Genomic DNA, 24,323 nt, shown 5'->3' with positions numbered 1-24,323 from the left:
TCGATCTGGTCATGGGTGACGTAGATCGTGGTGGTGCCGAGACGGTTGTGAAGCTGGCGGATTTCCACGCGCATATGCGTGCGCAGCTTGGCGTCGAGATTGGAGAGCGGCTCGTCGAAAAGGAAGACGGCGGCATTGCGCACCATGGCGCGGCCCATGGCGACGCGCTGGCGCTGGCCACCCGACAGTTCCTTGGGATAGCGCCCGAGGTAGGGCGTAAGATTCAGGATTTCCGCAGCCCATTCGACCTTCTTCCTGATCTCCGCCTTTGGCACTTTCGCCACTTCGAGACTGAAGCCGATATTGTCGAACACCTTCATTGTCGGATAGAGCGCGTAGTTCTGGAACACCATCGCGATGTCGCGATCGCGCGGGTGAACGTCATTGACCCGCCTGTCGCCGATCAAAAGATCGCCGTTGGTCACGCGCTCGAGCCCTGCCGTCATGCGCAGGAGCGTGGTCTTGCCGCAGCCCGACGGCCCAAGAAGCACGACGAATTCGCGGTCGGCAATGCCGAAGGAGATGTCCTTCATCACCTCGACATGCCCGAAATTCTTGGCGATGTTCTTATATTCTACGGTGGCCATTCTCTCTCTCCAGACGCCCGGATCCGGGTCGTCAGTATTTCTGCCTGGTCGGCGTGATGACGATTTCCTGCACGAGAGCGTTTTGTGGCATCTGGTAGGTGTGCAGCATGAGGTCAGCGACGTGCTCCGGGCCGATGCCGCCGCCGATCTTGAGCTTGTTGGCCTTGTAGCTGGCGAGAGTCTGCGGATCGAGGACGCCGCTCAGAACCTCGGTTTCGATCACCCCGGGCGAAAGCACGACCACGCGGACCTCATAGTCGGAAAGATAGTCGCGCAGCGATTCCGACACGGCGTGAACGAAGAATTTCGTCCCGCAGTAAACCGTATGATCCGGATAGATTTTTCGGCCGGCGATCGAACTCATCATGAACAGCGTTCCATGACGGCGCTCCATCATGCCCGACATCACGGCGTGGACCGAATTCAGTACGCCTTTGGTGTTGATGTCGATCATCTCGTCCCATTCCTCGGGCGGCTGGCGGGCTATGTCGGCAAGCCGCGCGATGCCGGCATTGGCAAACAGCATGTCGACCGGTCCGTATTCGACCTCCGCCTCCTTCACGGCGGCTGCGATTGCGGCGCGGTCGCGGACATCGACCTGCCGAGCCATACTGTCGGGCAGGTTCAGCGCCTCCATGCGCTCCAGACGGCGGGCCATCATCAAAACAGGGTGGCCGGCGCGCGAAAACGCCTTGGCGACCGCCTCGCCGATACCAGAACTGGCTCCTGTCACTGCTATGAGCTGTTTTCCAGCCATGGCTTTTCCTCATGGAAGTTGTCGATACCCCGGGCTGGCGGCCTTAGGCCGCCAGCCCGGGGGGACACTCAGCCCTTGGCGACGAGATCGTCGACCTGGGTTTTCAGGGCGTCGAGCGACTCCTTGGCCGAGCCCGACTGGCCGGCGAAGTATTTGCCCAGCGCAACCGGGATCATATCGCTCGAGAGTTCTGCCCACGCCGGCAGGTCGGGCTCGGATCCCATGTAGTTGGCGATGGTGTCGCGCACGACCGGCAAATGGCGGGTCGTGCCGGCGCCGACACGCGCATTGGCCAGCACGCGCGGATCATCATAGACGCTGGTGCGCGTTGGCCCCGTACCGCCGCCCAGAACGGTTATCAGCGCCTGGGTATCGGCTGAGGTCGCCCACTGCATGAAAATCCAGGCGGCGTCCGGGCTCTTCGAGTATTTCGATACCGCGAGCGAAGAACCGCCCTGGTGACCAACGCCCGGAATTTCGCCGAATCCGGTCTGCTCGACGGTGCGCAACGTGGCGGCAGGTTTCGGCGGAACCATCGCTTCCATCAGACCGGAAACCTTGGAGGCCTTGGGATCGTCGAAGAACGGGAAGAATTCGCCCCAGGACAGCATCGAGGCGGCGACGCCCTGGCCGACCGACTGGCCCTCACCATCCCATGTCCAGCCGTCGACGCCGGGCGGCATCGTCGCCTTGAGCTTGTCCCAGTAGGCCATGGCGGCCAAGCCAGCCTCGTCATTGCCGGTGAACTTGCCGTCGGGGCCGAAAATCGAACCGCCATGGCCCCAAAGCCACGCCGTCCAATCGCATTCGAGGCTGTAATGGCCCGATTTCATCTGGCCGCTGGTGCCGTACATGTTCGGGCCCTTGGCGTCGGTGATCGCCGCAGACGCCTTCAGCAAATCGTCCAGCGTGGCCGGAGGCGGCAGCTTGAGCTCGTCCCAGACGTCCTTGCGGTACTGCATGATGAAGATCGGGATGTCGTAGGGCACGCCGACCATGCGGTCCTCGTACATGGCGATACCGTCGACGAGTGGCTTCAGGAAGTCGTCGATGTTGTAGTTCGGCATTGCCAGGTCGGCGTTCTTGAGCTGCTCGCGCGGATCGAAGACGTCCTGGCTGAAGCTCGCCGCCCAGCTCTGGTCGATATAGTAGAGGTCGTAAGTGCCGAGGCTCGAGGCGACGTCGAGCGTCAGCTTCTGCAGCACCTGCTCGAGCGGCAGCACTTCGATCTCGACCTTGATGCCGGTAGCCTCCTCGAAATACTGCTTGAGCTGCGTGGCGATGGCATTGGACGGCGGCGTCGATTCGGTGGCGAGACGAAGTGTCGTTCCGGCAAAGGGCTTGCCGACATCCGAGAGCCATTTGGTGATTTCGGCGCTGGGTTTTAGTTCCTGTTCCTGAGCCGATGCCTGGCTGATGCCGTAGAACGGACGTCGTCCAAAACCCATGCCGAGCGCGCCGGCGCCGAGGCCGAGAATGCTTGCTGCGCGAAGAAACGAGCGGCGGTCCATCCGTCCGCGAACGAAGCGGTCGGTGACAGAAGCAAGATGCGCCTTTCTGATGCTGTCTTTCATTGTCTACTCCTCCGGTTTAATTCGCGATTTTCACAAGGCTGCGAATTTGAGCCTCCCATCTATTGTTTCAACGATCCCATCGTGAGACCGCGCACGAGGTGCTTCTGAACCAACAGAATGAAGATGAAAGCGGGAATGATGGATGCGGCGCCAAGCGCGGCCATGTTGCCCCAGGCGGTGCCGATCGAGGTGACGAAGGTCGACGAGACAACAGGCACGGTCTTGAGCGACGTGGTGGTCAGGGTCAGCGCAAAGAGGAATTCGGTCCAGCTGAAGATGAAGCAGAGAACCGCCGTGGCGGCGATGCCGCCCTTGGCCATCGGCAGCACGATCCTGCGAAAAATCATGAAGCGGCTGGCGCCATCGACGATGGCGCTCTCGTCGATCTCGGAGGGAATGTCGTCGAAGAAGCTCTTCATCAGGAGGACGGCGAGCGGCAGGTTCATCAGCGCGTGGATCAGCACCATGCCGGTATAGGTATCGATGAGACCGAAATTCTTGTAGATGAAGAACATCGGAACCGCGACCGCGACGGGCGGCATCATGCGCGTCGACAACACCCAGCCGACGAAACTGTGCCGGCCGCGGAAGTTCATGCGCGACAGGGCATAGGCGGCAAGCGTGGCGATGGCGACAGCGAGCACGGTCGACAGCGTCGCGATCACGATCGAATCCCAGACGCGGGGCGCCATGTAGAAATTGCCGCCGCCCGGCGTCACGGTGATGCCGCCGCTGCCCAGCGAAATCCCGAACACCTTCTGGAAATTGTCGAAGGTCGGCGTGAAGGCGAACAGTTTCGGCGGCCGGTTGAAGATGTCATTGCCGTGTTTGAACGCCACCGACGTCCAGTAGTAGATCGGAAAGAAGAAGATTGCGACCACAACCCAGGCGGCGATGGTGCGAAGCATGCGGGTCGAGAAGGAGCCGTTCATTCTACCACCTCACCTTGGCGATACGGATGAAGAGGTTGGCAATGACGAGGATGATCACCAGTGTTACGAGGCTGAGCGTGGCTCCATAGCCCCATTTCACGAAGCTGAACGTTTGCTGCCATGCATAGAGGGACAGCGAATAAGTCGACGCTCCCGGCCCGCCGGAGGTCATGACGAAGACGTAGTCGAAGACGCGGAACAGATCGATGCCGCGGACCAGAACGGCGATGGCGATCACCTTTGACATCATAGGCAGGGTGATGCGCCGGAAAATCTGGAACGACGAGGCGCCGTCGATCATCGCGGCCTCGTAAGGCTCCGGCGGCAGCGCCCTGAGACCGGCAAGGAAGATGAGGACCATGAACGGCGTCCACTGCCAGATTTCCGCGACGAGAACGCCGGCAAGCGCGGTCGACGCGGTGGCGAGGATGGGGTTGTTCGAATTGAGCAGTCCGATCGACTGCAGGAGATAGCTGATCACGCCGAACTGCGGATCCTCCATCAGCAGATACATCATGCCGACGATGGCCGGTGGGATGACGAGCGTCATCGTCAGCACGCCGCGCAGGAACCCGAAACCGAAGCCGTCGCTGTCGAGGAGCAGCGCGATCGCCATGCCGAGCACCAGTTCGAAGACCAGGGCGATGGCGAAATAGGTGAAGGTGATGACGAGCGACTGCCAGAACCGCGTGTCGTTCCACAGCTGCACCCAGTTTTCCGTTCCGACGAATTCGAGCGCCCGCCGGCGCGGGACGAACTCATGGAAGCTCAGCCAGATGTTGTAGATGAGAGGATAAACGGTGAAGACAAGCAGGATCGCCACCAGCGGCAGCAGCCAGGGCAGCGGGTGATCCGAAATGACGAAACGTCTGGCTTGGGCAACCCGCACGCGTTCCTCCCGAACCGGTTCGTTTTGCGATGCACAAATGTTCATATCTTGTGCATTTGTTCAAATGCTATATCGTCGCCCTGTCTGTGGCAAGCACTTGTTGGCCGGCTACAGCGGCATACGGATGGGTGAACCACAAGCAGCGGAGGACCCTCATGACGTCGATCGGTCTCCTGGCACGGGTTGCCCATCAGTATTTCGTGCTGGGCGAAACGCAGCAGGCCATCGCCGAGCGGCTGCAGATCAACCGCACCAAGATCCACAGGCTGCTGGCCGAGGCGAAGGAGCGCGGCATCGTCTCGATCCGCATCAACGCGGGGACGTCGCAGGCCCTCGAAATGGAAGAACAGCTCAGGCGGAAGTACCGGCTCGACATATGCAGCATCACGCCTGATGACACCGGGTCGGAGCTCGGGCTCTCCGAAGTGATCGGCATCTATGCCGCGCAGACGGTCGAGACGCTGCTCAGGGACGACATGACGGTTGCCATGGCGTGGGGCCGAACCATGCGATGGCTCGCTTCCAACATCGAGCCGGTGGCGCTCAGGAACGTTACCGTCGTGCCGCTTCTCGGCTCGCTGTCGCGCCGGTCGTCGATCGACAAATACGACGCCGCCGCCGTCTTTGCCCAGCGCACCCAGGCCGAGTCCTACTATCTCCCCGGACCGATCATCTGCGACAGCCGCGAAAGCCGCGAGACGATCCTGCAGCAACCGAGCGCGCGCGAGGTTATCCAGAAGGCGCTGAACGCCGACCTTGCGCTGATGAGCGTCGGCGGCACAACCAGTTCGACGCTGCGGAGCGTCGGTTACATGACCGACGAGGAATTCGACGATATCCTGAGACAAAAGCCGATCGGGAACTTTCTCGGCTATTTCTTCGACCGGAACGCCGAACTCATCGACCATCCCGTCAATGAGCGCATTGTCGGGGTCTATCCTCGCGACACGCTGAACATTCCCAAACGCATCCTCGTTTCCGGCGGAAAGAACAAGGTCGGCATCATGGCCAAGCTCCTGGAAAAGGGCTTCTTCACCGGCCTCATCACCGACCAGGAGACAGGCAGTTCGCTGTGACATCCACCGGCCGGCATTGCGGCAGCAGCCGAAGCTGCCGTGCGATGCTGCCTGGTGCATCGCGCCCGCTTCCCTAAGCCGTCCCTGGTTCGGTTCCATCGCCTGCAGAACATCCTTTGCGTCTTTTGCAATCGGCACATTTTGCGCCGGCCGATCAGACCACCGCCGACCTCCGGCTTGCCAGGATTACGTCGGCAATTTCGACGAAGCCGCGTCCACCCCGCGACCTGGCGACGAAAGCGGGTTCGGCGTCGATCTGTCCCTGGAAGTCGATCACATTCGCGACCCCGAACGCGTTGGGGAAGAACCCGAACATCGGGGCGTCGTTCGGGCTGTCTCCGACGAATGCATAGGCCTGCCTTTCAGCATCGAGATCGGTTCCCAGCCTCTCGCTTGCAAAGCGGCGCGTCATCGACAGCTTGTCGTATCGGCCAAACCAGCCGTTCACATGGATCGACGAAATCTTGGCGACAGCGCCGGCCCCCTCGAAAATCTGCTTGATGCGCCTGGCATCGGACATCGGCAGCGGCGGAACATCTTCGCAAAAGTCGATGGCCAGGTCGGCTTCGCGATATTGCTGGTCGGCGGATACCGCCGAACCCGGCACTTCCTCGACAATGCGCTTTTCCAGTTCGGTGAGCCTGCGCCTGTTTTCCCGGCGTTCGTCAGCGCTTGCCGCGAAAACCCGGATCATCTTTCGCGTTGCCTGATCATAAGCGAAGTAAAAAGCGCCATTTTCGCCGACCACGCCGGTGACCGGCCAGAACCGGGCAATCATGTCGCACCAGCCTGCCGGTCTCCCGGTAATGGGGGCAACGACAAGGCCCGCCTCGTGCAGGCGCTCGAGCGCACGGTAGGCATCGGCCGGAAGACGACCCTCGGTGGTCAAGGTGTCGTCGATATCGCAGAAGACGCCGCGAATGCGCGATGCAGTTTCGGGTCCGAATTCGGCGAGGTCGCGCATCCGGTCAGGCTTCCCCGCGAGCAAAATCCTCCAGCATTCCTGCATCGGCAGCAATGTCGAGGAACGAGAAGCGATTGCGCATCTCCCGGCAATGAACGACGGCTTCGCGATAGAGATCGGCCGGCGTGCCCAATTCGGCCGCTGAAATCGGCCCGCCGGTGGATTTCAGCAGGCGCTGCATCTCGTCGACAGGCACCATGAATTGCCTGAGCTCCTGCCTGAGTGTCGGCCAGAGCTCCTGCAGCCGCTCGTTGAATGCGGCGGCGGCCGTCTCGTCGAAGGCCTTCTTCGTCAGTTCGTCGAGACATTGTGCGGCGACAGCCGGGCCCATGCGGCGGACCATGTCGTCAGGATCGATCTTCGTCGCCTTCACCACCGGCGGCTTGTCGCTTGCAAGCATGGCTTGCTGCAATCGCGCCATGGTGAGCGAAGCGACGCCGACCTGGGTGCCGTGCAGCGTGCCGGGGTGACGCTCGCCGGCGAAGCAGTCGATGTAGTGCGATATCTGATGCTCGCCCATGGAACCGTGATTGGAGACGCCAGTGAAGGAAATGCCGAGGCCGCAGAGCGTCAGCACGCGGTAGAGATAGCCATTGGCCTCGATATCGTGGTCGGCAAGCTTTGCCGCACGCTGGTTAAGCGCCGCCTCATCCTTTTCCTGGATGAGAAACGGTACCTGATGGTAGGCGGTGCCAAGCAGACGGTGCGACATCCACCAGTCAATCTGGGCGACCGAACGGCAAAGGCAGTCGCCGAATCCCGCCGCCGACAGATAGGTCGGGGCGGCAGCGGAGACGCCAAGATCGACGAAAAAGCCTGAGGGGGCGTGGGAAGGGAGCGATACCTTCAGGCCGCTTTCAAGTGTGATGGACGCCGTCGTCGATGTATAGCCGTTCATCGAACCGGCCGTCCCGAACACGCAATAGCGCCGTCCGTTCCTTCCGGTGACGAACTTGCAGAGATCGTTGATCGTCCCGGAACCGACCGCGACCACGGCGTCCGCATCGGCGAGTTTGACGGCCAGGCTTTCGACGTTGGCCATGTCGGCATGCGGGTGATCCAAGATCACCACATCGACAGGGCCGAGCGTCTTCAGTTCGCGCGCAACGCGTTCGCCAAGCGCCTCATAGGTGGCGGCATCCGCAACGACTGTGAACCGCTCCCCCAGATCGAGCTCCGCAACGAGATCGGCCGCCCGCCCGTCGAGGCTTTCTTCGATGACAATCCGGTCATACGGCACCACGGCCTTCTTACCGGTCTCCGGGTTGGTCCAGTGCCCGTCCAGAATGTCGTCGATCAATGCCGTCCAGGATCCGGCTGCCGGATTCGTCATGACGTCCTCATGCTGGCGACCCTGTAATCGAGGCGCAGGAGCGTTGGCGTTTGTGAAACAATAGTCACCTATCACTGTCTTTTGTCAAGCATTTGCCCTCGACGCTTGACTTCGTTGTGCAAACCTGCGGAAAAAGGGACATGAATGCCAATGCCGACATCGAAATGGTCCGACCATCTGGGCTCTCGGCACTGCCGCCCGAATTCGACAGCGCGGTGGCGTGGGCTGCCTGGCTCTACTATGTCGACCAGCTCAACCAGAGCGACGTGGCCAAGGTCATGAACGTCTCGAGGGCGAGCGTGGTGCACTATCTGCAGGAGGCACGCGAAAGCGGTCTTGTCGCCGTGCAGGTCGACCACGACGCTTTTGCCCGCACCTTGACCTCGCGGCGTCTGATGGAAAAATACGGGCTTCGCGGCGCGGCGGTCATCCCCGACCTCGACCCCAACGATGCCGACCGCCGCATCGGCGAAGCGGCAGGACGGCTGCTCGCATCCATGGTCGATCCGGGTGACACGATCGGCGTTGCATGGGGAAAAACGGTGCTCGCTGCCGCCCGCTCGATCCCGAGACTACGGCATGACCGGAACTTGACCGTCGTCCAGCTCTCGGGAAGCTCGATCGGCACCAGCGATTTCTCGCCGGAATTCTGCACCTCGCTGATGGCCAATCGGCTCGGCGCCCGCTGCATCAACCTGCTTGCCCCGGCAATCGTCTCCACCGACGAACTGCACGACGAACTCATGCAGGAGCCGATGCTCGTCAACCAGTTCCGCATGATCCGTGCCGCCGGCAAGGTCATCTTCGGGATCGGCGATATCGGGCCGGAGAGCACCTATGCCCGAGCTGGGATATCGGATGCCGACGCGCTTGCCGGCATGATCGAGCAGGGCGCGCTCGGGGTCATCATCGGGCGGTTCATCGACGCCCAGGGAGCTGCCTTCGCAACGCCGCTGGACGGGCGCACCGTCGGCATAACACTCGACGAACTGAAAGCGGTGCCGGTCCGCATCTGCGCCGCCGCCGGCGGCCGCAAGATGGGGGCGATCAGGGCCGGGCTCGGCGGCGGATACGCGACACATTTTGTCACCGACATGGCCACCGCGAACAGTCTCTTGGAATAACCGGCTCGGACTAACCAGCACTTGGACTAACCAGCACCGGTGGAACTCATCGTCTCGGGAGGACAATCATGGGCAGCAGCGACGGACCTCTTGTCGTCGGCCTCGACAGTTCCACGCAATCCTGCAAGGCGATTGCCTGGAGCCGGGACGGACGAGCCGTGGCGGAAGGCCGGGCGCCGCTCGAGCTGATGAAGCCGAGGCCGGACTATGTCGAGCAGGAGGTCACCGACTGGTGGCGGGCCGCAACGGTGGCGCTGCGGCAGCTTGTCGGCGCAGTCGATGCGGAACGCATCGCCGGCATCGCGATCTCCAACCAGCGGGAGACCGTAGCCCTCATCGATGGCGCCGGCGCGCCAATCGGACCCGCCAGCCTCTGGCTCGACGAACGTGCCGCCGGGCTGGTCGACCGTTTCGCGGCGGAGATCGGCCGTCAGCGGCTGCACGCGATCACCGGCAAGCCGATCGATGTGACGCCGGTCGTCTACCGCCTGAAATGGCTGCGCGAGAACGAACCGGAACGGTTGGACCGGGCGAACAAAATCCTCGACGTGCATGGCTATCTGACGCTGAGACTGACGGGAACGCCGAGTGCGAGCTGGACAAGCGCCGATCCGTTCGGTCTCTTTGACATCTCGCGCAAGGCATGGTCGCAACCGATCCTTGATCATCTCGGCATCAGGCCGTCGCAACTTCCCAATGCGGTGCGGTCCGGCACACGGGTCGGGACCGTTCATGCCGCAGCCGCCACGGCAACCGGCCTCGCCGAAGGAACGCCGGTGATTGCCGCCGGCGGCGATGGCCAATGCGCCGGGCTCGGCGTCAATGCCATGCGCGACGGCGTCGTCTATCTCAATCTTGGAACTGCGATCATCGCGGGAATCTGGTCTAGGGAACCGGTGGTCGGCGCCTTCTGGCGTACCATGACCTCGCCGACAGGCGATGGCTATTTCCTCGAGGCAGTGCAGCGGGCGGGTGTCTATTTCGTCAACTGGTTCGTCGACACGTTTGCCGGCGGGCGCTCCGATCCGGCGATCTTCGACCGCCTGGAAAGAGAAGCGGCGGCCGTCCCGATCGGCTCCGACGGACTTCTCGCCGGCACCACCCTGGTCGGTTGCATGGACCCGCACTGGGAGCCGAGCGCACGCGCGAGCTTCATCGGCATGCACCCCTCGCACACGCTCGGTCACTTTTATCGTGCAGGGCTAGAGGCAATGACGCTGCAAACCGCCCGGGCTCTCGAAGAGATGCGCAGCCATGGTCTTTCGCCGGCGCAAATGGTGGCGATCGGCGGCGGCGCCAACAGCAAGCTTTGGACAAAGATGATCGCCGACGCAACAGGGATCGCGATCCACAAGGGTCACAATGCCGAAGCCTCCTCCCTCGGCGCAGCGATTAGCGCGGCGGTCGGCGTCGGATGGTTCGAGAGTTTTTCCGAGGCTGCGGATGCGATGACGAGCATTGCCGAGACGATCGAACCGGACCCCAGCTGCCGCGCAGCGTGGGACGCGCTGTCGGCCAGGCAGGCCAAGGTCTTTTCCGCGACCCAATTCGCCTGGCGAACTGGAGCGTGAAAAGCGTCCGTTCCGCTACTTCAACCCGCCCACCGCCTGTTGATAGAGATCAGGCTTGAAGCCGACGAGGATACGATCGCCGAGATCGAGGACCGGCCGCTTGATCATCGTCGGGTTGGCCAACATCAGCGCCTTGGCCTTGTTCTCGTCCAGGCTCAGCCTGTCCGTGTCCGACAGTTCGCGAAACGTCGTGCTCGCTTTGTTGAGCAGGATTTCCCAGCCGACCTTGCCGGCCCAGCCATCGAGCCTAACTGCCTCCAGCCCCTCGACCCTGTAATCGTGGAACCGATAGGCGACATGGTGGCTCTCCAGCCAGACACGCGCCTTCTTGATCGTGTCGCAATTGGTGATGCCGTATATGGTGATCGTCAAAACGGATCCTCGGACCGGTCGAATCTGACGGCACTCTAAAACCGCGCCCCTCACTTTTCCAGCGGCCTTGCGGCATCTGTGATTTCGGGCTTGCCAACACTAAGGAATTTTCCTAAGTAATGTCCTAGCCGACTTTGGCCGTGCTGAGTGGCGGAAGCAAGGGAATGATCATGACGAGCCTACAGACCGAAAGCCCCCCCCCGATCGACGGCATTTTCCGAGCGCTGGCCGACCCGACCCGGCGGCGCGTTGTCGAGCGGCTGAACAGAAGCCCCGCCTCGGTCAGCGAGCTCGCGCAGCCATTCGACATGGCCCTGCCCTCGTTCGTCGAGCATCTCAGGGTGCTGGAAGGCTGCGGGCTTGTTCATTCCGAAAAAGCCGGCCGCGTCAGGACCTACCAACTCGCACCTGAGCCGCTGAAGCTTGCGGAAAACTGGCTGGCCGAGCAGCGCGCCCTATGGGAACGCCGCCTTGACCAATTCGATGCCTACGTCATGACACTCAAGGAGAAAGACAAATGAGTTCGACCCCGCTGTTCAAACCCGACCCGAAACTCGACCTCGTCCTCGAACGCATCATCGAAGCGCCGCGCGAGCTTTTGTGGACAGCCTGGACGATGCCCGAGCATGTTCGGCAATGGTTCACACCGAAGCCGTGGATCGTCACCGATTGCGAGATCGATCTCAGGCCCGGCCTGTTCAGGACCCGCATGCAGTCGCCCGACGGCAGGGAGGTCAGCGACCGCCATTGCTGCTACCTCGACATCGTGCCGAACGAGCGGTTGGTATGGACCGATGCGTTGCTGCCCGGCTATCGGCCGTCAGGGGACCCATTCATCACAGCGGTCATATCATTGCACCCGAAAGGCGAGGCGACACGCTACATCGCGACCGCCATCCACCGCGACGAAGCCACACGCAAGAACCACGAGGAGATGGGCTTTTTCGACGGCTGGGGCACCGTAGCGGACCAGCTGGCGGACTATGTGAAGAGGATTTAGGTGCTCACATGGCAGCCAGGGCGTCGTCCTAGCCGCCATGGAAGCCGCTGGTGTTTCCGGCCTCAATAATAGAAGCGCTCTTCGGTAATTTTGCCGTTCTTGACCGTGTATAGGCCAACCTCATCCATGGTGACACGCTCGCCCGTAGCTTTGGGCGTAATGTCAAACTTGAAGCGCACTGCGAACTGGTCGCCGTTGACATACGGACCCTCGACCGAGCCGCCATGGACTTCGTTGTTCTCTTGCCACCATTGGCCCTTCTGCTTCACGGCCTCCTTGCCACTGCAGATGGCCATCGGCCCTTCCATTGCTTCGTAGCTAACGATCTCATCGGCATTGTACTTCTCAGCGGCCCTTTCGTGATCACCCTGCTTGAGAAGCTCTGTGAAATCCTTGGCAATTTCCGCATTGGTCATGTGTTCCTCCTGTTCAGACCCCTTCCAAGTAGGGAACTGCTGGCTGACCTGCCATCGTTCGGCCCGCCGATAGCTGACAAGCCATGTCAGGATGGATATCGCGCGGAGTATGTGAAGACGAATTGAGGTTCTTACATCGCGGCCAGAGCATAGTCCTGGCCACTCAATTGCCAGCTGGCCGGGCATTCATATTCACCCTGGTGGCTGCGGACCAATGCAAAGCTCCGCACCGTCCAGGAGATCGGCTCAACGATCCGTTCCGAACCTTTGGCACGCGCAGTCTGTCGCGAAGCAACGTCACATGCGGCTCTACCGAGTTCGTCACGAAGGGCTTCAGCGGGCTGTCGTCGACCACAGCGAAGAGGTTGCGCAAAAGGCTTGCAACGCTGGCGAATGGTCGCCACTGCGAAGCACCAGCGCCCAGCCGCCAAAAGCCGATACGCGATCGAGGCAAACATCGAACGGCCTGGCCTGTATCAGCGAACCGATATGAAGGGCAATGTCGACCAGAGCGTTGGGTTTGCCATCACCAAGGGCGGCGCAGTCCGCCATGGGTGAGCGTGGTCCTGTCCGGCGCCGCAATCGCCGGCGCATCATCGGCTCCGGCCGCCAGCCGTTCAACAATCGATGCCGCTTCAGACAACGCGAACCTCTAGATCGCCGACACCATCGATATGACCGCGAAGAACATCACCGCGAACAACCGCGCCGACGCCCGCCGGCGTGCCGGAAAGAATGATGTCCCCCGGCATCAGCGTGAACAGACCTGAGAGATAGCTGATCATTTCCGGAACTTTCCAAATCATCTGGTTGAGGTCGCCGGTCTGTTTTCGCTGGCCATTGACGTCCAGCCAAATCGCGCCCTGGGTTGGATGGCCGATCGAGCTTGCCGGAACCAATGGCGTGCATGGTGCCGATGCCTCGAAGGCCTTGCCGACTTCCCAAGGACGGCCCATGTCCTTCGCCTTCCCTTGCAGGTCGCGCCGCGTCATGTCGAGACCCACGCCATAACCGAACACGCAGTCCAGAGCCTTTTCGACCGGGATGTCGGTGCCGCCGCTCTTCAGCGCCACGACCATTTCGATCTCGTGATGGACATCGTTGGAGGCTGGAGGATACGGAAATTCCCCTGTCGTATCGAGGTTGTCGGGATTCTTCTGGAAGAAGAATGGCGGCTCCTTGTTGGGGTCGTGTCCCATCTCGACTGCATGCGCGGCATAGTTCCGCCCGACGCAATAGACCCGGTGTACCGGAAACATCTTGTCGGCTCCCGCCACCGGGATGCTGGGGATTGCGGTCGGTTCGATGACGTAGCTCGGGGTCGTGCCGTGCATGTTCACTGTCTTGCTCCTGCGTAATATTCGACTTTGGCTTCGGCCCGTTCGATGAGTTCGGCGATCAGCAGGGCGAAGGCAAAAAGGATGATGGTCAAGGCCCAGAATTCGGCCATGCGGAAATTTCGCGAGAAGGTTTCGAACAGCGCACCGTAGCCGACGATGGCGACGAGCAACTGGCCGATGACTACGCCCTTGACGCCGCGGATGAGGCCAAGGCGGATCCCGGCAAGGATTTCCGGAAGAGCCGCCCAAAGGATGATCTTGGTATAGAGCGCCGGGCGCGAGGCGCCATAGGAACGCGCCATTTCGACCAGCGACGGCGAGATATGGCGCACCCCGGCGCGGGTGTCGAGAACGATGATCCAGATCGCAAACAGGAACACCGCCGCAACGATCGTCTTCTCGCCGAAGCCGAACAGGATCATCAGCACCGGGACGATCGCCGAGAGCGGTGCGCTTGAAAAGATATTGACCCACATGCCGAGCAGGTCGTCAGCAATCTTGACGCGTCCCATCAGGATGCCCAATGGCACGCCGACTAGGATCGACAGGGCCATGCCCATGGCGAAGGCGCGAAGGGTCGTAACTGTCGCGATCTGCCAGGACGGCGTCTGCACGAGACTGACCGCTGCAACCAGCACGTCGCTAAACGGCGGCAGCAGAAAGACAAGGTCCAGCCGGCCGACGATTTCCCATACGACGCACCAGACCAGCAGGGACGCCATCATTGGCACACGGTAGCCAAACAAGGTCACGGCCGGTCACTCCACATACTGCTTCAGCCCCTGCCAGATCTCCTCGACCGTATCGAGATAGTGCCTGTCGCGATGGATGCGCTCCGGGTCGCCGGAGCGATCGATTTCCGGTTCGATGATCTGCGAAACCCGGCCTGGTCTCGGTGACAGCAACACGATGCGGTCGGAGATGTAGACCGCTTCCTCGATCGAGTGCGTCACGAAGATGAAGGTCTTGTTCTGGTTGGTGCGCAGTCGGATCAGGTCTTCCTGGAACTTCCGCCGGTTCTGCTCGTCGACTGCCGAAAACGGTTCATCGAGCAGCAGGACGTCGGCGTCGACCGACAAGGCCCGCGCCAGGCCGACGCGCTGGCGCATGCCGCCCGAGAGTTGATGCGGATATTTGTCCTCGAAGCCGGCAAGCCCCACCTCGGCGATGTAGCGGCGGGCGATCTCCTCGCGCTCGGCCTTGTTGGTGCCGCGCAATTCAAGTCCGAAGGCGACGTTGCGCATCACGGTCGCCCACGGCATCAGCGCAAAATCCTGGAACACGAAAGCGCGTTCGGCGCCGGGTGCGGTGACGTGTTTGCCGTTGATCGCAACGGTGCCGCCATCGGCTCGTATCAGCCCCGCTATGATCTTCAGCAACGTCGTCTTTCCGCAACCGCTGGGTCCGAGAAGGCTGGTAAGCTTGCCCCTGGGAAAGTCGAGGTCGATGCTGCGCAGCGCCTCGACGTTGCCGTAGGTCTTGGAAATTCCTCTCACTTCCACGATTGAATCGATCGGTGCGGGAACCGGCGACGGTCCATTTCGCAATGCGGTCGCGCCCATCCTAAACACCTCTGCTCTCGGGCCTGAAAACACGGACCTCCACCCACTGCAGAAAGACGAGCGTCAGGGTGGAAAGCGCAATGATCGAGGCAATTGTTGCGTACATCTCGGCGTAGTCTGCGCGCGAGCGGTGGAAGGTAATGAGATCGCCGATTCCGGTCGGGGTAATCAGCAGTTCGGCGAGCACCACGCCGACGAAGCCGGCAGCGACGCCGAGGCGCAAGCCGGCAAAAATCACCGGGCTGGCGTCCGGAAGGATGATCTTGGCGACGGTCTGCCAATTTGTGCCGAGGAACGATCGGCACATGACGAGCAGCGACTCGTTGACGTTGTGCACGGCCTTGTAGGTGTTGAGCACGATGACCGGCAGCGCCAGGATCATGACGGCGAGCGTCTTGGCGGTCATGCCTATTCCGTAGACGAAGGTGACCATCGGAATGAAGGCGGCGACCGGCGCTGCCTGAAGCACGATGAACACAGGGATCACCAGCCATTCGCCGGTGCGCCACAGGCCACAGATCGTGCCGAGGCCGACACCCAGGAACGCCGACAGGACAACGCCGAGCACCAGCGGCTGCAGTGTCGAGAGATAGGCGGTTGCCAAGCTGCCGTCGGCGAGCAGTCCGAAAAATGCGACGATGGTGTCGGAAAAAGTCGGAAAGGCGAAGCTGACGGGAATACGCCCGGCCACTTCCCAAATTCCCGCGAACAGGGCGATCGACACCAGCCTGAGCAGGATCGGCTGGTCCCACGATGCGCCCGTTGCGCTTCGAGTCGATGGGGAAGCGAGGCCGGCAGCCTCGCCGTCGGTTCTGATGCTTACGGCCATCCGGCAGGCCGCCTATTTCTTGCCGAGCTTGGCGACGGCGCGGTCGATTGCGGAGACGTCCCAGAAGTCCTCGACCTTTAGGCTGGCTGGATCGCCTTCGATCTGGCCGGCAAGGCTGAAGAAGGCAAAGTCGTCCTTGGCCGCATCGGCTCCACCGCCGTTCAGCGCAAGGCTGCCGGCTTGCGCGGTTTCCTTGTAGTATTCGGTGATTTCGCTGTCGGCTTCAGCGCCGAGATCCGGCAGCAGTTTATATTTGTTGCGCAGCTCGACCGCCACCGCAGGGTTCGCGGTGATCTCGCGCGCGGTCTTCATCAATTCCTCGACCAGGATGTCGACGTCGGCGGCGCTGTTCTTCAGATAGTCCGCGGTCGCGAAAAGCGCTTCGTCAGAGGCGCCGAGATCCTCGACCGGCAGAACGATGAACTTGCCGGGGGCTTCGGCCTCGAGCGCGCGCCTGTTGGCGGCATCGACGATCGACGCCTTGATGGTCCCCTGCAGCAGCGCATTGCGGCGAACCTCGGAACCCGGGACATAGCTGATGTTGCCGAGCTTGATGCCGTGGTTTTTCGCCATCAGCAGCATGACCGCCTCGGTGCCGGAGCCGCGCGCTTGCACGGCGACCTCCTGCCCGTCGAGATCCTTCCATTCCTTGTAGAATTCGCTGTTGACGACGGGAAAGAAGCGCAGCGTCGATATCTGCGCGAAAATCCGGATCGGCACGCCGACCTTCTGGATCAAGGTATAGGGCGCGCCGATGCCGACATCGGCCTGGCCGCCGACAATGGCCTGGGCAGCCAGGTCCTCGTCATTGAGAACGATGAGCTCGACATTCACGCCGCGCTCCTTGGCGCGCTCTATCGCGGCGAGCGTCTGGATGGATTCGATGCCGGGGAGGTCGCCGAAGGCGATGCGCATGTCGCCGGCATTTGCGGCCGACAAGGGCACTGCAAATGCCAGAACCGCGGCGAAAGCGGTGGCAAGGATGGTACGTCTGGACACGCCGGCCATTGTCATTCCTCCCGTTTTTTGTAACCATTGTCTTAATTGGTTAAGGCTATGGGACGGATTGGTCAAGGAGAAACTATACCGTGTCGAACGGGTGTGCCCAGAAACTCGGCAGTTGACGGTTTCCGCTAATCGTTTTAACACCGACCAAGGGAAATCATACGCGGATTGGTTAAATTGATGGACGATCCCGGCAATGGCGGCCACGCCGCCCTGGTTCAGCTTCAGGCCTATCTTGCCCAGATGGATCATGCCGGTGAGACGCGGCTGCCTGCCGAGCGGGAACTGTCGGAAAGCCTCGGCGTATCGCGCGGCGATCTGCGCAAGGCGCTGGCGGTGCTCGAGAAGGACGGCCGCATCTGGCGTCACGTCGGCAGGGGCACCTTCGTCGGCAGCGGGCCGGTCGAGGAGACGATCGGCATTTCGGAAATCGCCGGGCGCACCAATCCGGCCGACGTGATGCGCGCGCGCCTCATCCTTGAGCCCGAGATTGCGCGCGAAGCGGCGCTGCACGCCACGCTTTCCGATATCGCCGCGATGCGGCAATCGCTGGTGCAGACGCGGGAAGCCGTCACATGGCGGCAATATGAGAATGTCGACAATCTGCTCCACCGGCAGATTGCGCAAGCGAGCCGCAACAATGTGCTGCTCGGCCTGTTCGACGTGCTGAACGCCGTGCGCCGCACCGTGGTCTGGGGACGTCTTCGTTCAGAAGGCGCCCGCCCTCCGGCAGACCATCACAGCTTCGCCGACCATGAACGGATCGTCGAGGCGATCGCCGAGCGTGACCTCGGCGGCGCGGCGGCAGCGATGCGCCTGCATCTCCAACAGGTCGAGCGGCGCCTGATCCCTGTCCGCGAAGCCGCCGAATAGTCTGGCTTGGCCACGCTACAGCGCCGCGCGTCCTTCCTGGGCGGCGGCGCTGAGCGGGGTCTTTCACTAGGCGCCGTAGCCGATGATGCCCTTGATCTCGAGGAAGTCGTGGATCGCCCAGTCGGCATATTCGCGGCCGTTGCCGGATTGCTTGTAACCGCCGAACGGCGCGAAGGTGTCCCACTCCGGATAGTTGATCGAGACCTGTCCGGCGCGCAGGCGGCCGGCGACTTTTCGCGCGTGGTCGATATCCCCTGATTGCACGTAGGCGGCGAGGCCATAGACCGTGTCGTTGGCGATCCTCACCGCGTCATCGTCGTCATCATAGGAGATGACCGAAAGCACCGGACCAAAAATCTCCTCCTTCTCGATGGTCATGCCCGGAGTGACGTGGCCGAAGACGGTCGGCCGCACGTAATAACCGCGATTAAGATGCTCCGGCCGGCCGGGACCGCCGGTGACCAGCGTTGCACCCTCGGCGATGCCGGCCTCGATCAGCCGCTGGATCTTGTCGAACTGGATGTGGCTGACCACCGGCCCGAGCCTGGTGTCTTCCGAGCGCGGATCGCCGACCTTGTGCGCCTCGGCCGCCTTCTTGGCGATCACCAGCGCCTCATCGTGGCGGGCGGCCGGCACCAGCATGCGCGTCGGCGCATCGCAGGACTGGCCGCTATTGCCGAAACAGGCGTTGACGCCCTTGCGCACGGCCTTCTCGAAGTCGGCATCGGGAAGCACGATGTTGGCCGATTTGCCGCCGAGTTCCTGCGCCACACGCTTGACCGTCTCGGCCGCCGTCCTGGCGACGATGATGCCGGCCCGGGTCGAGCCGGTGAAGGAAACCATGTCGACGTCCGGGTGGCCGGCCATGACCTGTCCGACATCCGGACCGGTGCCGTTGACCATGTTGTAGACCCCCTTCGGCGTGCCGGCCGCTTCCATCACTTCCGAAAAGACGATGCCGCTGATCGGCGCGATCTCGGAAGGCTTCAGCACGACGGTGCAGCCGGCGGCGATCGCCGGCGCCACCTTGCAGACAATCTGGTTGAGCGGCCAGTTCCACGGCGTGATCAACGCGCAGACGCCGATCGGCTCCTTGACGACCATGGTGGTGCCGCGCTTCTCGCTGAATTCATAATCCTCCAGCGCCTTGATGGTGGATTCCATATGCGCCCTGCCCGCCCAGGCCTGCGCCTCACGCGCCCAGGTGATCGGCGCCCCCATCTCCTGGCTAACAGCCTGCGCGATGTCCTCGTAGCGCGCGTTGTAGACTTCGAGGATGTGCTTCAGCAGCTTCAGGCGCTCGGCCTTGCTGGTCTGCGAAAAGGCCGGAAAGGCCGCCTTCGCCGCTGCCACGGCGCGATCCACATCGGTCTTCGAGCCGACGGAGATTTTCGTATAGGCCTCTTCGGTGGACGGGTCGATCACATCCAGCGTTGCCGGCACTACGGGCGCGACCCATTTTCCGTCGATGAAGAAGTTCAGGTGATTGCTCATGGGTGGTGCTCCGGCTTTCTGGAAGGATGGTGTCAGATTAGCTGGGCAGCATAGGGCAGTTAGCGCCGCGGCGCAGGCTGATATGCGCCACGTCGCCGACGCTGAATTGAAAACCTTCCGCCCGGCGTGGCGCGTCGATCACCACCGTTATCCCCTGCCCCAATTCGGCGTGCAGGCGCAAGGTGCGGCCGTGAAAGACGATGCTGCTCACCCGCACCGGCGCGGTGCCGCTCGCTGCTTCGGTCGTCGCCAAAAGATCCTCCGGACGCACACCGATGGTTCGCACGGCGCCTTCTCCCGGCGCTTCGCCGGTTTCCGACGTGGCTTCCAGCGGCAGGGCGCCGGCGGCGAAACGCAACCGATCGCCGTCACGGCCGACAAAGCGCGACTGCAGCAGGTTCATCGTGCCGATGAAACTGGCGACGAATTTTGTGGCGGGCCGGTCGTAGAGCGTGGCCGGCGGTGCGATCTGCTCGATGCGGCCCTTGTTCATGACGACGATGCGGTCGGAGATCGATAGCGCCTCGGTCTGGTCGTGGGTGACCATGACGAAAGTGGTGCCGAGCCGCGACTGCAGCCGCTTCAGTTCGACCTGCATCTGTTCGCGCAGATGCGCATCGAGCGCCGACAGCGGCTCGTCGAGCAACAGCACACGCGGCTCGCAGACAATCGCACGGGCAAGGGCGACGCGCTGGCGCTGGCCGCCCGACAATTCGGACGCGCGGGCGCCGAGCTTTTCGGCAAGGCCGACCATGTCGAGCGCTTCGCCGACGCGCTTTGCCTGTTCAGCCCCAGAAAGCCTGCGCAGCGACAGGCCAAAGCCGACGTTGTCGGCGACGTTCATGTGCGGAAACAGCGCATAGTCCTGGAACACGGTGTTGACGGGACGGTCGAACGGCCGCAGCGAAGTGATGTCACGGCTTTCGAGCAGCACCCGTCCGCTTGACGGGGTTTCGAACCCGGCGATCACCCGCAGGCTGGTGGTCTTGCCGCAGCCGGACGGACCGAGCAAGGTCAGAAATTCGCCGCGGGAAATGTCGAGATCGACGGCGTCCAGCCCGACGACGCCGCCGGGGAATATCTTCGAGACCGCATCAAGCCGGACGAGAGGATCAGGCGCCATCGCGAACCTCGGACGGCTTGGTCGTGTTGACCCAGAGAATCTGGCAGCGCTCGGCGCTCGGATTGCGGAAGGCATGCAGCAAAGTGCTCTTGAAGGCGAAGCTGTCGCCCGTCTTCAGTCCATAGGTGGTTGAATCGACGACGAGTTCGACTTCGCCCGACAGGACGAAACCGAATTCGTGGCCGGGATGAGCGTAGGCTTCGACGGTGCCGCCGCCGGCTTCCACCGTCACCAGCATGCCGGTGAGCGTAGCGGCCGGCGGCGACAGCAGCGCCTTGGCGATGCCTTCCGACTTCACCGGGATCTGGCGCCGACTGTTGGCGCGCACGCAATAGAGATCGCTGACTGCATCGTTGCCGTCGGCAATCAGCGCCGACGGCTCGATGTCGAGAGCGGCGGCGAGCGGCCAGATCACCTTGACGCGAAGCGAGGACAGGCCGCGCTCGATCTGGCTGAGCGCCCCGATCGAAACGCCGGCCTTGGCGGCAAGCTCGGCCAACGAAAGATTGCGTTCCAGCCTGAGCGCCCGCACGCGCCGGCCGACCCGCACGTCAGCGTCGTCCTTCGGCTTTTCAGCCGTTTGGTCCAGTATATCCATCCGTTTCCCGACCTCGTTTTCGGTATCCTGGAGCGGCGCCGCGCGGTTCTCCCTTCTCGCCTTGTGGGAGAAGGAAGAGCGAACTCAGCCGCCTGCCTTGACCTTCTCGAACATCTTGGCGAGTTCGTCATTCTGCTTCATCGGCCCGGTGAAGACGGTGGTCTTCAGCATCACTTCCGGATCGGACGGCAGCTGCAGCTTTTCCAATTCCTCCTTCGGGACCGCGGCGAAGGCCGAGCTGTTCGAGCTGCCGTAACCATAAGCCTGGATCAGGTATTTCCCCGAATCCGTCTCCAGCCGGCTGTTGATGAAGTCATAGGCGAGGTCGACATTCTTGGCGTCCTTGAGTATGACGAAGCCGCATGCCCAGGTCAGCATGCCTTCCCTAGGCTTCATGAACTCGACCGGCACGCCCTGCTTCTTGAGCGAGGTGGCCGACGCGTTCCAGGTCATGGCGGCGACAAGCTGGCCGCTGGCCAGCGCCTGTTCGACCGAGGTCATGTCGGTGGTGTAGTTCGAGAGCAGCGGGCGCTGCTCGCGCAGCTTTTCCGCCACCTTGTCCATCTGTTCCGGCGTCATGTCGAACGGATTGACGCCGGCGAGAAGCGCCGCCACCACCGGCGTGTCGTGGACGGCGTCGATCGTTGCCATGCGCCCGGCATATTGCTTGTCCCACAAAAGGTTCCAGCTCGGTTCCGGGTTCTTCACCAGATCGGTGCGGTAGAGGATCGAGGTGTTGCCCCAGTCCCACGGCACCATCCAGACCTTGCCGTCGCCGGCCTGCAGGTCGGGCAGGTTCTTGAAGACCGGAAAGATCGAATCCCAGTTCTTGATGCGCTTGGTGTCGATCGGCTGCAGCAGGCCTTCCTTGTTCCAGCGCGCCACCTTGTCGTAGCAGGGATGCGCGACGTCAGGACGGAAGCCGGCCTTGACCTTGGTGAAGGCATCGTCGTCATCGCCGAACATCGAGGCCTCGACGCCATCGGGGTGTGCGGCTAGGAAGCTCTTGTTGAAGTCGGGCAGTTCGTAGCCCGACCAGGTGAAATATTGCAACTTGTCGGCCGCAAGCGCGACGGTCGACGAAAGCGCCAGCGCGAAGGCGGCCAATCCGGCTTGAACTGTCTTGCGATTTATCGATTTCAGGTCGAATGCCATTGCAGTTCTCCTCTTTCGGTTTCTTCTGGTTTGGACAGGTTGGCGGGCACCGGCCGCTGAGCGGCGGCGAGCCCGCGATGGCGCAGGATTTCGGCAATTGCCGCGATGACGAGGGACACGGCCAGGATGGCCGTGCCCAGCGCCATGACGGTCGGTAGCGATTTCGGGAATCGCAGCTGGCTCCAGATGTAAAGCGGCAACGTCGGCTCGGTGCCGGCGAGGAAGAAGGCGACGATGAATTCGTCGAAGGAGGTCAGGAAGGCCAGCATGAACGCTGACACAATCGCAGGCAGGCTGAGCGGCAGCATCACCCGCCTGAATGTCGTCCAGTCGGAAGCGCCGAGATCGAGCGCGGCCTCGCGGATGGTCCTGGGGATAGCGGCGAAGCGGCCTTTCATGATCACCACCGTCGTCGGCAGCGCCACCAATATGTGGCCGAGCACGATGGCGGTGCGCGATGGACCGAAGCCAATAAGGTTGACCAGGATCAGCAGCGAGATGCCGACGATGACGCCGGGGATCAGGATCGGCAGCCGCGCGATGGCGCTTATCACGGTGGCAAGCGGCGAGCGGCCGAAGAGATCCATGTAGGACACGGTGATGCCGCAGAGCGTGGCACCGGTGGCGGCAATTGCACCGATGACGAGGCTGTTGGCAAGCGCGCCGGACAGCGCCGAATTGCCGGACAGCGTCGCGTACCATTCGAACGTGAAGCCTTGCAGCGGAAACGCCGCCTGGATCGAATTGTTGAAAGAAAACAGCGGGATCAGCAGTATCGGCAAGTACAGAAACACTAGATAGGCAAGGACATAGGCGCCGAGCCAACCGCCGCCCTGCTTCGCATCGATACGCGCCGTGTTCATGTGCGGCTGCCAAACCTGCGGTCGGCGAAACGCACGACCAGCACCACGGCGAGGATGACCAACATGACGGCGACGGCCAGTGCGGCGCCGAACGGCCAATCATTCGCCTTGCCGAACTGGGCCTGGATCAGCGAGCCGATCATGGTGCTGGCAGGGCCGCCGACCAGCGCGGGGGTGACATAGTCGCCGACCGTCGGCACGAAGACGACGAGAGCCGCCGCCAGCACCCCCGGCATCGAATTCGGCAGCACGACGCGGCGGAAGCTGGTGAACGGTCTGGCGCCGAGATCGGAAGCAGCTTCGACCAGCGATTTCGGGATCGTGTCCAGCGCCACATAGATGGGCAGGATGGCGAATGGCGCATAGGCGTGAGCCAGCGTGACGACGACGGCGGCCGGCGTGTTGAGAAACGCCAATGTCGGCTCGGACCAGATGCCGCTTTCGATGAGCGCCGAGTTCAGCACGCCATTATAGGCAAGCACGATCTTCCAGGCGAAGACGCGCAGGAGATAGCTGGTCCAGAACGGCAGCGTCACCAGGAACAACAGCAGCCCGCGCCGCCGGCCGGCGTGGAAGGCAAGATAGTAGGCAACCGGGTAGGCGGTGACGACCGTCGCCAGCGTCACCAGGCCGGCAATGGCCAGCGAGCGCAGCGTTACTGCCCAGTACAGCGGGTCGGATGCCACGGTGATGAAATTCGCAAAAGTGAAACCGACGCCCAGCAGCGAACCGTCATTGCCGCGAAGGGCGAGGAAAACCACGAGGCCGAGGGCAAACAGGATCAGGAAGAAGGTGACCAGCCCGCCCGGCAGCAGCATGGCCAACCGGAAACCCGTCGAGGACCGGGACTCCGGCAGCGGCTGCGTTGCAACGATGGTCGACATCG

27 protein-coding genes are annotated in these 24,323 nt (G+C 62.3%); 7 read left to right on the top strand and 20 right to left on the bottom strand.

The annotated features are described in order from the left end of the window. The 5 genes from NMG70_RS15900 to NMG70_RS15880 form a co-directional block, all read right to left on the bottom strand. A partial coding sequence (locus tag NMG70_RS15900) for an ABC transporter ATP-binding protein (RefSeq protein WP_254025409.1) occupies positions 1-587 on the bottom strand: 587 nt, incomplete at its 3' end. A 31-nt stretch (positions 588-618) separates the two neighbouring features. Then, a complete protein-coding gene (locus NMG70_RS15895; RefSeq protein ID WP_254025408.1) occupies positions 619-1,344 on the bottom strand; it encodes an SDR family oxidoreductase in 726 nt (241 codons plus the stop codon). Positions 1,345-1,412: 68 nt separating this feature from the next. Then, a complete protein-coding gene (locus NMG70_RS15890) occupies positions 1,413-2,918 on the bottom strand; it encodes an ABC transporter substrate-binding protein (RefSeq protein ID WP_254025407.1) in 1,506 nt (501 codons plus the stop codon). A gap of 59 nt (positions 2,919-2,977) precedes the next feature. Beyond that, positions 2,978-3,850: a carbohydrate ABC transporter permease gene (locus NMG70_RS15885; protein WP_023799420.1), complete on the bottom strand. Its 873-nt coding sequence runs from the start codon at positions 3,848-3,850 to the stop codon at positions 2,978-2,980. Between the two features lies 1 nt (position 3,851). Continuing rightward, positions 3,852-4,739 (bottom strand): carbohydrate ABC transporter permease, encoded by an 888-nt coding sequence (locus tag NMG70_RS15880; RefSeq protein ID WP_128179817.1) that lies wholly within the window; start codon positions 4,737-4,739, stop codon positions 3,852-3,854. Between the two features lie 155 nt (positions 4,740-4,894). Here NMG70_RS15880 and NMG70_RS15875 point away from each other — a divergent pair, with 155 nt between their 5' ends. Then, a complete protein-coding gene (locus tag NMG70_RS15875; RefSeq protein ID WP_254025406.1) occupies positions 4,895-5,815 on the top strand; it encodes a sugar-binding transcriptional regulator in 921 nt (306 codons plus the stop codon). A gap of 154 nt (positions 5,816-5,969) precedes the next feature. On the opposite strand, the gene NMG70_RS15870 is transcribed toward NMG70_RS15875, so the two are convergent. Next, on the bottom strand, positions 5,970-6,779 hold the full coding sequence (locus NMG70_RS15870; RefSeq protein WP_254025405.1) for an HAD-IIB family hydrolase: 810 nt from the start codon (positions 6,777-6,779) through the stop codon (positions 5,970-5,972). A gap of 4 nt (positions 6,780-6,783) precedes the next feature. Then, a complete protein-coding gene (locus tag NMG70_RS15865; RefSeq protein WP_254025404.1) occupies positions 6,784-8,112 on the bottom strand; it encodes a sn-glycerol-1-phosphate dehydrogenase in 1,329 nt (442 codons plus the stop codon). A 140-nt stretch (positions 8,113-8,252) separates the two neighbouring features. On the opposite strand from NMG70_RS15865, the gene NMG70_RS15860 reads away from it, so the two are divergent. Then, the gene (locus NMG70_RS15860; RefSeq protein WP_254025403.1) at positions 8,253-9,236 is read left to right on the top strand and encodes a sugar-binding transcriptional regulator; all 984 of its coding nucleotides are present in this window, start codon (positions 8,253-8,255) and stop codon (positions 9,234-9,236) included. 68 nt (positions 9,237-9,304) lie between these two features. After that, positions 9,305-10,807 (top strand): xylulokinase, encoded by a 1,503-nt coding sequence (locus NMG70_RS15855; RefSeq protein ID WP_254025402.1) that lies wholly within the window; start codon positions 9,305-9,307, stop codon positions 10,805-10,807. A gap of 15 nt (positions 10,808-10,822) precedes the next feature. On the opposite strand, the gene NMG70_RS15850 is transcribed toward NMG70_RS15855, so the two are convergent. Continuing rightward, the gene (locus NMG70_RS15850; protein ID WP_254025401.1) at positions 10,823-11,179 is read right to left on the bottom strand and encodes an ArsC family reductase; all 357 of its coding nucleotides are present in this window, start codon (positions 11,177-11,179) and stop codon (positions 10,823-10,825) included. A gap of 170 nt (positions 11,180-11,349) precedes the next feature. Between NMG70_RS15850 and NMG70_RS15845 the strand changes: the two genes are divergently transcribed. Both NMG70_RS15845 and NMG70_RS15840 read left to right on the top strand, forming a co-directional pair. Further along, positions 11,350-11,700, top strand: coding sequence for an ArsR/SmtB family transcription factor (locus NMG70_RS15845; RefSeq protein ID WP_254018828.1), 351 nt, complete (start codon positions 11,350-11,352; stop codon positions 11,698-11,700). Next, the gene (locus tag NMG70_RS15840) at positions 11,697-12,179 is read left to right on the top strand and encodes an SRPBCC family protein (RefSeq protein ID WP_254025400.1); all 483 of its coding nucleotides are present in this window, start codon (positions 11,697-11,699) and stop codon (positions 12,177-12,179) included. The genes NMG70_RS15845 and NMG70_RS15840 overlap by 4 nt, the downstream gene beginning before the upstream one ends. Before the next feature lie 62 nt (positions 12,180-12,241). Here NMG70_RS15840 and NMG70_RS15835 read toward each other — a convergent pair whose 3' ends face one another. Continuing rightward, positions 12,242-12,595: a nuclear transport factor 2 family protein gene (locus tag NMG70_RS15835; protein WP_254025399.1), complete on the bottom strand. Its 354-nt coding sequence runs from the start codon at positions 12,593-12,595 to the stop codon at positions 12,242-12,244. Positions 12,596-12,988: 393 nt separating this feature from the next. On the opposite strand from NMG70_RS15835, the gene NMG70_RS15830 reads away from it, so the two are divergent. Next, positions 12,989-13,153: a hypothetical protein gene (locus NMG70_RS15830; protein WP_254025398.1), complete on the top strand. Its 165-nt coding sequence runs from the start codon at positions 12,989-12,991 to the stop codon at positions 13,151-13,153. Between the two features lie 77 nt (positions 13,154-13,230). On the opposite strand, the gene NMG70_RS15825 is transcribed toward NMG70_RS15830, so the two are convergent. From NMG70_RS15825 to NMG70_RS15805, 5 genes are read right to left on the bottom strand one after another with little or no spacing between them, the layout of a single operon-like run. Continuing rightward, a complete protein-coding gene (locus NMG70_RS15825; RefSeq protein WP_254025425.1) occupies positions 13,231-13,929 on the bottom strand; it encodes a fumarylacetoacetate hydrolase family protein in 699 nt (232 codons plus the stop codon). A gap of 2 nt (positions 13,930-13,931) precedes the next feature. After that, positions 13,932-14,687, bottom strand: coding sequence for an ABC transporter permease (locus NMG70_RS15820; RefSeq protein WP_254025397.1), 756 nt, complete (start codon positions 14,685-14,687; stop codon positions 13,932-13,934). Between the two features lie 6 nt (positions 14,688-14,693). Continuing rightward, positions 14,694-15,497 (bottom strand): ABC transporter ATP-binding protein, encoded by an 804-nt coding sequence (locus tag NMG70_RS15815; protein ID WP_254025396.1) that lies wholly within the window; start codon positions 15,495-15,497, stop codon positions 14,694-14,696. A gap of 1 nt (position 15,498) precedes the next feature. Beyond that, complete coding sequence (locus NMG70_RS15810) at positions 15,499-16,326, bottom strand: ABC transporter permease (RefSeq protein ID WP_254025395.1); 828 nt, start codon at positions 16,324-16,326, stop codon at positions 15,499-15,501. 12 nt (positions 16,327-16,338) lie between these two features. Further along, positions 16,339-17,334 carry an ABC transporter substrate-binding protein gene (locus tag NMG70_RS15805; protein WP_254025394.1) on the bottom strand — a complete coding sequence of 332 codons (996 nt, stop codon included), beginning with the start codon at positions 17,332-17,334 and terminating at the stop codon, positions 16,339-16,341. Between the two features lie 177 nt (positions 17,335-17,511). Here NMG70_RS15805 and NMG70_RS15800 point away from each other — a divergent pair, with 177 nt between their 5' ends. Beyond that, entirely contained in the window at positions 17,512-18,204 is a 693-nt protein-coding gene (locus tag NMG70_RS15800; protein ID WP_023799437.1) for a FadR/GntR family transcriptional regulator, read from the top strand. Between the two features lie 66 nt (positions 18,205-18,270). Here NMG70_RS15800 and NMG70_RS15795 read toward each other — a convergent pair whose 3' ends face one another. The 6 genes from NMG70_RS15795 to NMG70_RS15770 form a co-directional block, all read right to left on the bottom strand. Beyond that, positions 18,271-19,698: an aldehyde dehydrogenase family protein gene (locus NMG70_RS15795; RefSeq protein ID WP_254025393.1), complete on the bottom strand. Its 1,428-nt coding sequence runs from the start codon at positions 19,696-19,698 to the stop codon at positions 18,271-18,273. A 37-nt stretch (positions 19,699-19,735) separates the two neighbouring features. After that, entirely contained in the window at positions 19,736-20,821 is a 1,086-nt protein-coding gene (locus NMG70_RS15790; protein WP_254025392.1) for an ABC transporter ATP-binding protein, read from the bottom strand. Beyond that, positions 20,811-21,419 carry a cupin domain-containing protein gene (locus NMG70_RS15785; RefSeq protein ID WP_254025391.1) on the bottom strand — a complete coding sequence of 203 codons (609 nt, stop codon included), beginning with the start codon at positions 21,417-21,419 and terminating at the stop codon, positions 20,811-20,813. Before NMG70_RS15785 ends, NMG70_RS15790 begins: the two co-directional genes overlap by 11 nt. A gap of 84 nt (positions 21,420-21,503) precedes the next feature. Continuing rightward, positions 21,504-22,574 carry an ABC transporter substrate-binding protein gene (locus tag NMG70_RS15780; RefSeq protein WP_254025390.1) on the bottom strand — a complete coding sequence of 357 codons (1,071 nt, stop codon included), beginning with the start codon at positions 22,572-22,574 and terminating at the stop codon, positions 21,504-21,506. Further along, entirely contained in the window at positions 22,559-23,437 is an 879-nt protein-coding gene (locus NMG70_RS15775) for an ABC transporter permease (RefSeq protein WP_254025389.1), read from the bottom strand. The genes NMG70_RS15780 and NMG70_RS15775 overlap by 16 nt, the downstream gene beginning before the upstream one ends. Then, positions 23,434-24,321 carry an ABC transporter permease gene (locus NMG70_RS15770; RefSeq protein WP_254025388.1) on the bottom strand — a complete coding sequence of 296 codons (888 nt, stop codon included), beginning with the start codon at positions 24,319-24,321 and terminating at the stop codon, positions 23,434-23,436. Before NMG70_RS15770 ends, NMG70_RS15775 begins: the two co-directional genes overlap by 4 nt. Between the last annotated feature and the right edge of the window lie 2 nt (positions 24,322-24,323).

This window comes from Mesorhizobium ventifaucium (genome assembly GCF_935822925.1).
In the GTDB taxonomy this organism is placed as follows: Bacteria; Pseudomonadota; Alphaproteobacteria; order Rhizobiales; family Rhizobiaceae; genus Mesorhizobium; species Mesorhizobium ventifaucium.
Note: the sequence above shows the minus strand (reverse complement) of the source record. Positions and strands in the feature narration are given on the sequence as shown.